The 11,233-nt window shown below is 60.8% G+C and carries 12 protein-coding genes; 11 read left to right on the forward strand and 1 reads right to left on the reverse strand.

Going from position 1 to position 11,233, the window contains the following annotated elements; all coding sequences use genetic code 11:
• Position 1 precedes the first annotated feature (1 nt).
• The 10 genes from gspD to gspM are packed head-to-tail and all read left to right on the forward strand — an operon-like array spanning position 2 to position 8,828.
• Positions 2-1,930, forward strand: a complete 1,929-nt coding sequence (gspD, locus tag D8U69_RS07175) for a type II secretion system secretin GspD (protein WP_130906998.1) — start codon at positions 2-4, stop codon at positions 1,928-1,930.
• The gene (gene gspE / locus D8U69_RS07180) at positions 1,927-3,408 is read left to right on the forward strand and encodes a type II secretion system ATPase GspE (RefSeq protein WP_130906999.1); all 1,482 of its coding nucleotides are present in this window, start codon (positions 1,927-1,929) and stop codon (positions 3,406-3,408) included. The genes gspD and gspE overlap by 4 nt, the downstream gene beginning before the upstream one ends.
• Positions 3,409-3,411: 3 nt before the next feature.
• Positions 3,412-4,620 (forward strand): type II secretion system inner membrane protein GspF, encoded by a 1,209-nt coding sequence (gene gspF, locus D8U69_RS07185; protein WP_130903910.1) that lies wholly within the window; start codon positions 3,412-3,414, stop codon positions 4,618-4,620.
• Positions 4,621-4,623: 3 nt separating this feature from the next.
• Positions 4,624-5,073 carry a type II secretion system major pseudopilin GspG gene (gene gspG / locus D8U69_RS07190; RefSeq protein WP_056852275.1) on the forward strand — a complete coding sequence of 150 codons (450 nt, stop codon included), beginning with the start codon at positions 4,624-4,626 and terminating at the stop codon, positions 5,071-5,073.
• Between the two features lie 3 nt (positions 5,074-5,076).
• On the forward strand, positions 5,077-5,544 hold the full coding sequence (gspH, locus tag D8U69_RS07195; RefSeq protein ID WP_056852276.1) for a type II secretion system minor pseudopilin GspH: 468 nt from the start codon (positions 5,077-5,079) through the stop codon (positions 5,542-5,544).
• Entirely contained in the window at positions 5,537-5,920 is a 384-nt protein-coding gene (gene gspI, locus D8U69_RS07200) for a type II secretion system minor pseudopilin GspI (protein ID WP_130907000.1), read from the forward strand. Before gspH ends, gspI begins: the two co-directional genes overlap by 8 nt.
• Entirely contained in the window at positions 5,913-6,446 is a 534-nt protein-coding gene (locus D8U69_RS07205; protein WP_130907001.1) for a type II secretion system protein GspJ, read from the forward strand. The genes gspI and D8U69_RS07205 overlap by 8 nt, the downstream gene beginning before the upstream one ends.
• The gene (locus D8U69_RS07210; protein ID WP_130903913.1) at positions 6,443-7,273 is read left to right on the forward strand and encodes a type II secretion system protein GspK; all 831 of its coding nucleotides are present in this window, start codon (positions 6,443-6,445) and stop codon (positions 7,271-7,273) included. The genes D8U69_RS07205 and D8U69_RS07210 overlap by 4 nt, the downstream gene beginning before the upstream one ends.
• Positions 7,270-8,379 carry a type II secretion system protein GspL gene (gene gspL / locus D8U69_RS07215; RefSeq protein WP_130907002.1) on the forward strand — a complete coding sequence of 370 codons (1,110 nt, stop codon included), beginning with the start codon at positions 7,270-7,272 and terminating at the stop codon, positions 8,377-8,379. The genes D8U69_RS07210 and gspL overlap by 4 nt, the downstream gene beginning before the upstream one ends.
• Positions 8,376-8,828, forward strand: coding sequence for a type II secretion system protein GspM (gene gspM, locus D8U69_RS07220; RefSeq protein ID WP_241667780.1), 453 nt, complete (start codon positions 8,376-8,378; stop codon positions 8,826-8,828). The genes gspL and gspM overlap by 4 nt, the downstream gene beginning before the upstream one ends.
• On the opposite strand, the gene D8U69_RS07225 is transcribed toward gspM, so the two are convergent.
• Entirely contained in the window at positions 8,821-10,098 is a 1,278-nt protein-coding gene (locus D8U69_RS07225; RefSeq protein WP_130907003.1) for an MFS transporter, read from the reverse strand. The two genes, gspM and D8U69_RS07225, sit on opposite strands and share 8 nt — an antisense overlap.
• 119 nt (positions 10,099-10,217) lie before the next feature.
• On the opposite strand from D8U69_RS07225, the gene D8U69_RS07230 reads away from it, so the two are divergent.
• Complete coding sequence (locus D8U69_RS07230) at positions 10,218-11,120, forward strand: LysR family transcriptional regulator (RefSeq protein WP_056852282.1); 903 nt, start codon at positions 10,218-10,220, stop codon at positions 11,118-11,120.
• Positions 11,121-11,233 lie beyond the last annotated feature (113 nt).

Here is an 11,233-nt window from a genome sequence, read left to right on the forward strand (position 1 = left end):
CATGAAGCTTTTCCTTGGCGTACGTCGTTTTCGCCCGCTGCTTTTGCTTGCGTTGTTGTTGAGCCTGGCCTTCCCCTGGGGACTTCAGGCAGCAGAAGAAAAATGGCAGTTGGCGATGAACAACGCCGAGCTGCGGGACATTGTCGAGGAAATTTCCAGCATTCTCGGCACTACCGTGGTGCTCGATCCCAGGGTCTCCGGGCGCGTCACGGTGATGTCCCGTCAGGCCCTCGATCGTGAGGGTGTTCGGCGCCTGTTCTACTCGGTGCTCGATGCCCATAACTTCACGGTCATCGATGAAGGCGACCGGATCCTGATCACGCCCGTGAGCGAAGCAAAAACTCGTGCCGGCATCGGTTCGGCAAAAAACACCACGGCGTCGCAATTCGTCACTCAGGTCATCGAATTGAACACCAGCAGTGCCAACGACATTGCAGGCCTGGTCAGGCCACTGGTCTCGGTCAATGGCTACGTCGGGCCTTCGGTATCCGCCAATGCGTTGGTGATAACCGACACGGCGGCCAATGCGCAACGAATCGCCCACGTGGTGCGACAACTGGATTCCGGGCAGAGCAGCATGCACGCCGTGGTTCAGCTGCGCCACGCTCAGGTCAGCGACGTGGTGTCGGTGATGGAATCGTCACTGGGCAAGCGTAATGCCGATACCTCGATTCAGGTGTTGGCTGACACGCGAACCAACCGTCTGATCCTCATTGGTCCGCCGGCGGTTCGCCAACGCTTGACCGAGCTGGCTCGTGGTCTGGATATCCCGGCGACCGAGACCCCGGACAACGCCAGGGTGATCCGTCTGCGTCACAGTGATGCCAGGCAGCTGGCGGAAATTCTGGAAAGCATGGGCCAGGGCCGAAAAGTCGCTCCGGCCGTTGGCGCAGGCAAGGACATCGCGTCCAGTACGACATTCATGATCAAGGCCGACGAGAGCCAGAATGCGCTGGTACTGATTGCCGAGCCGGCACAGGTCCGGACCATCGAAAGCATCGTGCGTCAGCTGGATCAGCCGCGAGCGCAGGTGCTGATCCATGCTGCCATCGTCGAGATTTCCGGCGACATTGCCGAAGCCGTTGGCGTGCAGTGGGGCTTGAACACTGGTGACGCGAAAGGCTTCATCAACTTTCCCGGCACCGACATTCCTATCGTCGGCGGGTTGAAGTTCGACGAGAAAAAATCGGCGCCGGAAGGCGCGCTGCTGCACCTGGGCAGTGATCGTTTCGGCGCGTTGATTTCAGCGCTGGCCAGCAATACCCATAGCAACCTGTTGTCCACCCCGAGCCTGTTGACCCTGGACAATCAGGAAGCGGAAATCATCGTCGGCCAGAACGTACCGTTCAAAACCGGTTCCTACGCCACCAACAGCAGTGGTGCGGACAATCCGTTCACCACGGTTGAACGCAAGGACGTCGGCATCAGCCTGAAGATCAAACCCTACATCAACGAAGGCTCGACCCTGCGCCTTGAGGTCGAGCAAGAGGTGTCGGATATCGCGCCGTCGGTTTCAGGCATCGACTCTTCAGACTTGATCACCAACAAACGCGCGCTCAAGAGCACCATTCTGGCCGATGACGGTGAAATCATCGTTATTGGCGGCCTGATCCGCGACAGCGTGCGTACGCAAAAAAGCGGAGTGCCGCTACTGCGCGATATTCCATACCTGGGGGCGTTGTTTCGCTGGACCCGGGAAACGCAAACCAAAAGCAATCTGATGGTGTTCTTGCGGCCGACCATTGTGCGCAGTACAGAAGACCTCAGCGATGTCAGCCAGCGACGCTACAACGCACTGCGGGACTTGAGTCAGCCAGGGGCGCGGGAAAACAACTCGTTGCTCCTGCCAGCGGATGCGCGTCAGTTGTTTGAGCCGGTTTCCAATGCGCCGGTGTTCGACCTGCGCCAGTCGGCGCCACCGGCGCCATGAGCCGCTCGATGGAGGGTGCAGAGTCGTTGCCCTTTGGTTTCGCCCGGCGTTTCGGCGTGCTGTTGGTGTGGGAGGAAGGCGAGCCCCGCATTGTGCTGCGCAGTGATACACCGCTGACCGCGTTGGCCGAAGTCCGTCGGCGCTGTGCTCGGGACCTTCCGATGCGGCTGTTGCCTGCGGATGAATTTGCGACTCGGCTGGCGACGGCATACCGCGAAGGCCAGAGCGCTGCCGAGCAAGTCGCTCAAGGGTTGGACGAAGAACTGGACCTGCTGAGTCTGGCGGACCAGGTACCGCAAACCGCCGACCTGCTTGAACAACAGGGTGATGCGCCGATCATCCGCCTGATCAACGCGCTGCTCAGTGAAGCGGTACGTGAGCATGCCTCGGATGTGCATCTGGAAACCTTCGAGCAGTACCTTTGCGTGCGTATGCGCGTCGACGGGCAGCTGCGGGAAATGCTTCGGCCACGGCGGGAACTGGCGACGCTGCTGGTGTCGCGGATCAAGGTCATGGCGCGGCTGGATATTGCCGAAAAGCGGGTGCCGCAGGATGGCCGAATAGCCCTGCGATTGGCCGGGCATGAAGTGGATGTGCGGGTTTCGACGTTGCCCTCAGCCCACGGTGAGCGGGTAGTCTTGCGCCTGCTCGACAAACAGGCCGGGCGCCTGGAGTTGTCGCGTCTGGGGATGCCGGATGACATCCTCTTGGCGTTGCAGCAATTGCTGAGTAAACCCCACGGGATTTTGCTGGTGACCGGGCCTACCGGTTCGGGCAAAACCACCAGCCTGTACGCTGCGTTGAGCAGCCTGAACGACCAGACTCGCAACATCCTGACGGTCGAGGATCCCATCGAATACCACCTGCCCGGCGTCGGGCAGATGCCGGTCAATCCGAAAGTCGACATGACCTTCGCCCGGGGGTTGCGGGCGATTCTGCGGCAGGACCCGGACGTGGTGATGGTCGGTGAAATCCGCGACCGCGAAACGGCGGAAATTGCCGTGCAGGCTTCGCTGACCGGTCATCTGGTGCTGTCGACGTTGCACACCAACAGCGCGGTCGGTGCCGTGACGCGTCTGGTGGACATGGGGGTGGATGCCTATCTGTTGGCCTCGTCACTGGTGGGGGTGTTGGCCCAACGGTTGCTGCGAACGTTGTGCCCGCATTGCAAGGCGCCGTACGGCGCTGATGCGGCGGCTTGCCAGCGACTGGGGCTAAGCAGGGCGACGACGTTGCAACTGTTCAGGGCCGTGGGCTGTGAACAATGTCAGCACGGTTATCGCGGGCGGATCGGCATCTATGAATTGATCAGCGTGACGCCGGCAATCTCGACGCTGATTCATCAGGGTGCCAGCGAGCAGGCATTGACCGACGAGGCTCGCAAGGGAGCGCGCAGCCTGTTTCAGGATGGCCGACAGCGGGTGATCGACGGCCAGACCAGCCTCGACGAGTTGCTGCGCGTGACTCGGGAGGACTAGGACGTGCCGACCTTCGATTACCGCGCAGATGATGCTCAGGGCCGTCGATGCAAAGGGCGGCTGGAGGCCGATAGCCCTCGCCACGCCCGGCAACTGTTACGTGCGCGCGGGCTGTGGCCCCGCGACGTGAGTGAGATCCGGACTGCTGGCGGCATGAATTCCACACCGGGCGCTGGGCGGCTGAGTGCCGCCGATCTGGCACTGCTGACATTGCAGTTGTCGACATTGGTTCAGGCGGGTTTGCCTCTGGAAGAAGCCCTTGAGGCTGTCGCGAAACAAAGTGCCAGACGTCGGATTGCCGGGCTGCTGTCAGCCGTCAGAAGCCGGGTGATGGAGGGCCATGCACTGGCCGCGGCGCTGGCGCAATTTCCCAAGGCATTCCCTGAATTGTTCCGCGCCACCGTGGCGGCCGGTGAACGTTCGGGCCATTTGGGGCATGTGCTGGAGCAGCTGGCGGCGTATACCCAGGCCCGCCAGGCGTCGCGACAAAAAATTCAGATGGCGCTGGTGTACCCGTTGATCCTGATGCTCGCCAGCGTTGTCATCGTCGGCTTTCTGCTGGGTTACGTGGTGCCGGACGTGGTGAAAATCTTCGTCGACAGCGGGCAACCCTTACCCTGGCTGACCCGGGCCTTGATCAGTGTCAGTAACGGGCTGCGCAGCCATGGCCTGTGGCTGTTTGGCGCGCTGGCGATGGTGGGCGGCCTTTGGCGCTGGAGTCTGCGTCAGCCGCTCTGGCGGATGCGTTGGCATCGGTCGGTCTTGAATCTGCCGATCGCCGGTCAATTGCTGCGGGAAATGGAAGCCGCACGGTTCGCCAGCACCCTGGCAATTCTCGGTAAAAGCGCGGTTCCCCTGGTCGACGCACTGGAAATCGCCGCCGCTGTGATCGGCAACCTGAGCATTCGCGCGCGCATGGCCGACGTTGCCCGTGCGGTCCGCGAAGGCGGCACCCTGACCCGTGGCCTGGAAATCAGCGGCGATATCCCGCCGATGATGCTGCACATGATCGCCAGTGGCGAACGGGCCGGCGAACTCGACCGCATGCTCAGCCGCGCCGCCGAACAACAGGAAAGCAGCCTCGCCGCGCGGATCGCGCTGGTAGTGAGTCTATTCGAGCCCGCGATGCTGGTGCTGATGGGCGGCGTGGTGCTGCTGATCGTGCTGGCGATTCTGCTTCCGATACTCAGCCTCAACCAATTGGTGAATTGATCCATGAACGCTTTACGTCGCAGTCCTTTGCAACGCGGTTTTACCCTCATCGAAATCATGGTGGTGGTGGTCATCATCGGCATTCTGGGGGCCATTGTGGTACCGCAGTTCATGAGCCGTCCCGATCAGGCCAAAGTCACCGCCGCCAAAGTCGACATCCAGGCCATCGCCACTGCCCTGGAGATGTATCGCCTCGACAATTTCAACTATCCCTCGACGCAACAGGGGCTTGAAGCCTTGAGCAAACGCCCGTCCGGCCTGCCTGCAGCGCGCAACTGGAACCCCAATGGCTACTTGAAATCTGTGCCGGTGGATCCGTGGAATACACCCTATCAGTACCTCAATCCCGGTGTGCAATCGGTCGACGGCACTTACGATTTGTACTCCCTTGGTGCCGATGGCGTGGTGGGCGGTGAAGGGCATGCGGCCGACATCGGCAACTGGGGCGGTTGATTGATGCCGCGTCGTTGTCGAGGATTTACCTTGCTGGAATTGATGATCGTGATCGTATTGATCGGCGTGCTGGCGGGCATGGTCAGTTTCGCCACCGGCATGAACCCCGCGCAACAGGCTCGACGCGAAGCGGACGCCCTCGCCGGGGTCATTCGGCAATTGCGCGAAAGAGCGGTCATCGACGGGCAGGAATACGGCGTGCGCTTGAGTGCCGAAGGATATCGGGCGATGCGGCTCGAGGTGCGGGGTTGGGAAGCGCTGACCGCTGTTTATCGATGGCCCGATCATCTGCGGTTGCGCCTGAAGCAGGATGGTTATTCCGTCAGCCTGGGCGCTGACGAAGGCCCGCCTCAACTACTGATGCTGAGCAGTGATGAAACCAGCACGTTCACATTGACGTTCGAGGCCAGGGACCGGATCTGGTCGAGCCTTTCCAGCGATGGCATTGGTGAGGTGGTGATTGATGGTTAAGCCCTGTCTGGCCTCACGCATGGACGGCTTCACTCTGCTGGAGATCATGGTGGCGCTGGCGGTTTTTGCGACCCTGGCGACTGCTGTGCTGTCTGCGAGCCAATACGTGGTCAAGCAATCGGCTGTCGTCGAACAACGGCTGTTGGCGGCGTGGGTGGCGGACAATCAACTCAATGAACTGCGTCTGCAATCCGCTCCAGCCAATGGGCAGTCGCAGCACACGGTGCACATGGCCAGTCGCGACTGGCTGCTGCGCCAGCGTGTTGGTGACAGCTCGGAGCCGCGCCTGCTCACAGTCGACATTGAAGTCAGCCTGGCCGATCGTGACCAGTCCCTGCATCAAGTCAGTGCCTGGATCGCTGATCGTGATGAATAAGCAGATCGGGTTCACCCTGTTGGAACTGGTGATCGCCATGGCGATCTTCGCCGTGTTGGGGCTGGCCAGCTGGACGCTGTTCGATGGTGTGGTACGGGTGCAGCAGGGCAGTACTGCCCATGAGCGTGAGTTGCGTAGTTTGCAGCGCGCCATCGCCGTGATTGAGCGTGACGTGCTGCACATCACGCAACAGCCAGTCGTATTGCAACAGACACAATTGCAATGGCAGCGCGGTAATTGGCGCAACCCGCTGGACCTGCCGCGCAGCGAGCGGCAAGCGCTGACTTACCGTCTCGACAATGGCGCGTTGTGGCGAGAGAGCCGGGCAGAAGGCTCGTCGGTGGTGCAGCGGCAAAAGCTGCTCGATGATGTCCGCGACTTGCGTTGGCGTCTGTTCGACGCTCGCACCGGCTGGCGCGGCGACTGGCTTACCGCAGAGGCACCGCTGGCCCTGGAAATGCAGGTATCGACGGGACGATACCAGGCGATCCGTCGAGTGATGTTGTTGCCGGGTGCACTGTTGTGAGGACACGCCAACGCGGTGTGGCGCTGATCAGCGTGTTGCTGGTCATGAGCCTGGCACTGGTGATCATCGGTGGCGTGCTGCGCAGCCATCGACTGTTGCTGCAAAGCACCGGGCAACAACTGCATCAACTGCATTTGCGTCAGCTCGGCATGGCCGGAGAAACCTTGGCGCTGTCATTGTTGATGGCACAGCACAAAGACAGCGACCGTCTACCTGATCAGATCCCGGCTTTCGTCATGGAGGACGCGCAGATCAGCTTTGCCATCGAGGATCTGGCCGGACGCTTCAATCTTAATGCCCTGTTGATTCAGGGGCAGGTTGATCAGGTCACGCTCAAGCGTTGGGCGCGCTTGTTGGCGCTGCTGGAACTGCCCGAGCTGCACCTGGAGCAAGTCGGTGCCTTGCGAGATCTGAGTCAGTTGCGCCTATTGCCCGATATCGACGGTGAACATCTGCGTCGACTGGAACCTTGGGTCGCGTTGTTGCCCGTGGGCGCTTCGCTGAACATCAACACGGCCCCGGCGCTGCTTCTGCGCACACTGGACGGTGTCGAAGCGGCCGCAGCGGATGCATTGCTGCGCCAGCGCTCGACGACGCCCTGGTCGAGCGTTCAGGCCTTCACCCAGGACCCGCTGTTGTCAGGCAAAGGCTTGAGCAGCCACGGCCTGGGCATCGACAGCCGCTGGTATCGAATCACCGTCCACGTCACCCACGGGCAGAGCCGTCTGCGCTTGACCACCGATGTCGAACGCGACCCCAAGACGCGCCAATTGAACATTCTGCAACGGCGGTTACTGCCGTCGAACAGCAACGAGATAGCGCAATGAAAAACTGGCTCTACCTGACCCCGCAAGGCCTGGCTGTACCTTCGGCGCAGTGGCCCTGCTGCAGGTGGTCTGCAACCGGTCAACGACAACCCATGACCCTGAGCGACGCAGCACAGACACTGAAAGGCCAACCCGTAGATCTGTTGCTTCCCATGGAATTGTGCAGTTGGCTGTGCAGTGAACCCTGGCCGTCCCGACGCGCTCCCGATGCACAAACCCTCGCTTTCGCCATTGAAGAGCAATTAAGCGAAGCACTGGAGCATCTGCACCTGAGCATTGGCGTGCGTGACCCACTGGGGCGTTATCCGCTGATGTTGATTGACCGGGAGCAATTTGCCGCTGTACTTGCGCTGCTGAGAGAGGCGGGAATTGACGTGCGCTCGGTGTGTATCGACGCCGACGTATTGCCTCGGGATCAAGCGCTCGGCATCTGGTGGTTTGGCCGTTGGATGCTGGGTGGGGGGCTGCCCGCTCGCCTGACACTGACCGATGACGGATTGGCGTTGATGAGGCCTCATTTGCCCTCGGACATCCAATGGCGCGATGAGCGTCAGGCAAACATCGAGTGTGATCAATGGTTGATGCGGGAACAGGGCCAGGCGATCAATTTGTTGCAGGGCGATTTCGCCCCACGGGGTATCCGCCTGCCTTGGCGCCTCGGCGTAATCGCGATGCTGCTGCTTGCACTGCTGAACTGGGGCGCGAGTGAAACGCGTGTCCGTTTTCTCGACAATCAAAGTCGTCAGCTCTACAGCCGCAGTGAGCAACAGTTCAAGACGTTGTACCCCGAGCAGACCCGCATCGTCGACCTCGCGGCACAACTCAAAAACCTGCAAAGCCAAGGCGCACAGGCGCAAGGCGGGCGGATTGCAGGATTGGTCAGACTGGTCGAGCAAGTGATCGGTGCCAGCGATGTCGAAGTCCGGCGCATCGAGTTTCGCGAGGGCGATGGCTGGCGAATCCAGCTGACGGCCAGCAACTTTGCCGAACTGGAGCTGCTGCGCGAACGGGGTCGACAGCAAGGTCTGCCGGTTCGGCTCGACAGCGCAAACAAGGAGCACAACAACCGGGTGCAGGCGACTCTGACCGTGGAGCAAGGCGCATGAAATTGAGCGGATTGAGCACAATCGCTGCAAAGTTTCAGCGGCTTTCTTTGCGCGAACGAAGACTGCTATTGGCACTGGGTGTTTTAGTGGTGGGCGTTCCGGCATACCTGCTGATTTGGCAGCCAACCCAACAACGACTCGCAACAGCCGAACGCCGCTATCAACAACAATGGACACTCGCGGCGCAATTGCAGCAGGCACAACCCCTTGGCGTTGCGCAATCAGCCAACCAGCCGCTGTCACGGCGCATCAGCGACAGCGCTACGGCGGCAGGCCTTGAATTGCATCAGATGGACAGCGACAACGATCAATTACGCCTGACCCTCAGCGGCGACGCCATGGCGCTGTTGCCATGGCTGGACCGCCTCGAACGCGACGGCTCCACACTGCAATCGCTGACACTGGAGGCGCGCGATGGATTGCTGGAGGCGCGGGTGGTGCTCAGATAGCAGCGCTTGCGGGTAACGGCGGCAATTTCGCCAGTTTCAGCGCCACCAGCAGTGCAATCACCAGCAGTGAGCCGATGAACAGGCCGATGCCGTTCCAGCCGCCCAGGTGCCAGAACACCCCGCCCGCCGTGCCGGCAATGCTCGATCCAGCGTAGTAGCTGAACAGATACAGCGACGACGCCTGTCCTTTGGCCCGGGTGGCACGGCGGCCGATCCAACTGCTGGCGACCGAGTGGGCGCCGAAGAAGCCGAAGGTGAAAATCAGCATGCCGATAATCACCAGCGGCAGCGGGGTAAACATCGTCAGGGCGAGGCCGCCGAGCATCAGCACGATGGTGCTCCAAAGCACTTTGCGCCGTCCGAGCTTGTCAGCCAGCGAGCCGATTTTCGCCGAACTGTAGATACCCGACAGGTACACCACCGAGAGCAGGCCGACGAAGGCTTGTTCCATGTGATACGGCTCGGCCAGCAAGCGATAGCCGATGTAGTTGAACAGCGTGACGAACGCGCCCATCAGCACGAACGCTTCGAGAAACAGCAACGGCAGGCCGGCGTCGCGAAAGTGCATGGTGAAACCGTCCAGCAGGCTGCGCGGATGCAATGAGCGGGCGCGGAAATTGCGTGATTCAGGGAGGGATTTCCAGAACACTGCCGCGGCAATCAGCGCCAGGCCACCGATCACCAGCATTGCCGTGTGCCAGCTGACGAAGTCGATCAACACCCCGGTAATCAGCCGACCGCTCATCCCGCCGATGGCGTTGCCGGCGATGTACAGACCCATGGCCAGACCGATGTGTTGTGGGTGAATCTCTTCGCTCAAATAGGTCATCGCGACCGCCGCCAAGCCGCTCAATGACAGCCCGATCAGCGCACGCATGACCAACACGCCGTGCCAGCTCGGCATCATCGCGCTGGCCATGGTGCACAGGGCGGCGGCAAACAGCGCCGCAACCATTACCGGCTTGCGTCCGATACGGTCGGAGACGGGACCGGTGATCAGCAGGCCGATGGCAAGCATGCCCGTAGCGATCGACAGAATCAGGCTGCTCTGCGCCGCGTTGATGGAGTATTCGCTGGACAACAGCGGCATCATCGGCTGCACGCAATAGAGCAGGGCGAAAGTGGCAAAGCCGCCACAGAACAGTGCCAATACCGTGCGCATGAACGCCGGCGTGCCTTTTTCGATGTAGATCTCCACCCGCTCAGTGACGACATCGTCCTGTGCAGCGGGTGGAACTTCATGGGTGAGTGGGGCGACAGCAGTTTTCACGTTGAACCTCGGAGCAGCGCAGCCGGTCAGGCAATGAAAAAAGCATATAGCTGGCTAATGATTCAATCCAATATATTGTTCGACCTGTTTGATAGCTTTAACGACCTAATGAGGTTTTCATGGAATTGCGTCACCTGCGCTACTTCATCGCCGTTGCCGAAGAACTGCATTTCGGCCGCGCCGCACAGGTGCTGGGCATATCCCAGCCACCCTTGAGTCAGCAGATTCAGGCGCTGGAGCAGGAAGTCGGTGCACGCTTGTTCGAGCGGACCAATCGTCGGGTCGAGCTCAGCGAAGCCGGTCGATTGTTCCTCGAAGAGGCGCGACTGGTACTGGCGCAGGTCGACAAGGCGGCAGATGTGGCGCGCCGGGCGCAGTTGGGTGAGCTAGGCGAACTGAAAATCGGCTTTACCTCTTCGGCACCGTTCAACTCGACGATTCCCCAAGCGATTTTTTCGTTTCGTCAGCGTTTCCCCGCGGTGCATTTGAACCTGCGGGAAATGAGCAGTACCCAAGTGGCCGATGCCTTGGTGGATGAGTCGATCGAAGTCGGGATCATGCGACCGCTCGGACTGCCGGATTGCCTGAGCGTCGTCGAGTTGATGCGTGAACCGCTGGTGGCGGTACTCAGCTCCAAGCATCCGCTGGTCAATGACAGTGAGGAAGGATTGTTCCTGTCTGCGCTGGCCCTCGAACCGTTCGTGTTTTTCCCGCGCAGCTATGGCAGCGGGCTCTATGCACAGTTGCTCAGCCTGGCCCGAGACGCCGGTTTCAGTCCGCACTTTGCCCAGGAAGCAGGCGAAGCAATGACCATCATTGGCCTGGTCGCTGCGGGGCTCGGCGTGTCGGTGCTGCCGGCGTCCTATCAGCGGATGCGGATTGATGGCGTGGTTTATCGGCCATTGCTTGATCCGGCGGCGGTGTCGGCGGTGTGGCTGGTGCAACGCAAGGATCAGAAGTCAGCGATGGCCAAGGCATTCGTGGAGCTGTTGACGCGCAAGGTTGAGCCGTTGAAAACATGACGGCTGCGCCGTCAATCGCGGGCAAGCCTGCTCCCACGGGGTTCGATGTGAGCCTCGCTTCTGCGGACGACACAAGCGGGCTTGCCCGCGAAAGCGTCCGCAAGTACACCGAA

Origin of the sequence: Pseudomonas sp. Sample_16 (assembly GCF_004307665.1) — a bacterium.
In the GTDB taxonomy this organism is placed as follows: Bacteria; Pseudomonadota; Gammaproteobacteria; order Pseudomonadales; family Pseudomonadaceae; genus Aquipseudomonas.

Coding starts and splice junctions, on each gene's coding strand:
- gspD (WP_130906998.1), top strand. CDS start 2: ATGAAGCTTTTCCTTGGCGTACGTCGTTTTCGCCCGCTGCTTTTGCTT.
- gspE (WP_130906999.1), top strand. CDS start 1,927: ATGAGCCGCTCGATGGAGGGTGCAGAGTCGTTGCCCTTTGGTTTCGCC.
- gspG (WP_056852275.1), top strand. CDS start 4,624: ATGAACGCTTTACGTCGCAGTCCTTTGCAACGCGGTTTTACCCTCATC.
- gspH (WP_056852276.1), top strand. CDS start 5,077: ATGCCGCGTCGTTGTCGAGGATTTACCTTGCTGGAATTGATGATCGTG.
- gspI (WP_130907000.1), top strand. CDS start 5,537: ATGGTTAAGCCCTGTCTGGCCTCACGCATGGACGGCTTCACTCTGCTG.
- D8U69_RS07205 (WP_130907001.1), top strand. CDS start 5,913: ATGAATAAGCAGATCGGGTTCACCCTGTTGGAACTGGTGATCGCCATG.
- gspL (WP_130907002.1), top strand. CDS start 7,270: ATGAAAAACTGGCTCTACCTGACCCCGCAAGGCCTGGCTGTACCTTCG.
- gspM (WP_241667780.1), top strand. CDS start 8,376: ATGAAATTGAGCGGATTGAGCACAATCGCTGCAAAGTTTCAGCGGCTT.
- D8U69_RS07230 (WP_056852282.1), top strand. CDS start 10,218: ATGGAATTGCGTCACCTGCGCTACTTCATCGCCGTTGCCGAAGAACTG.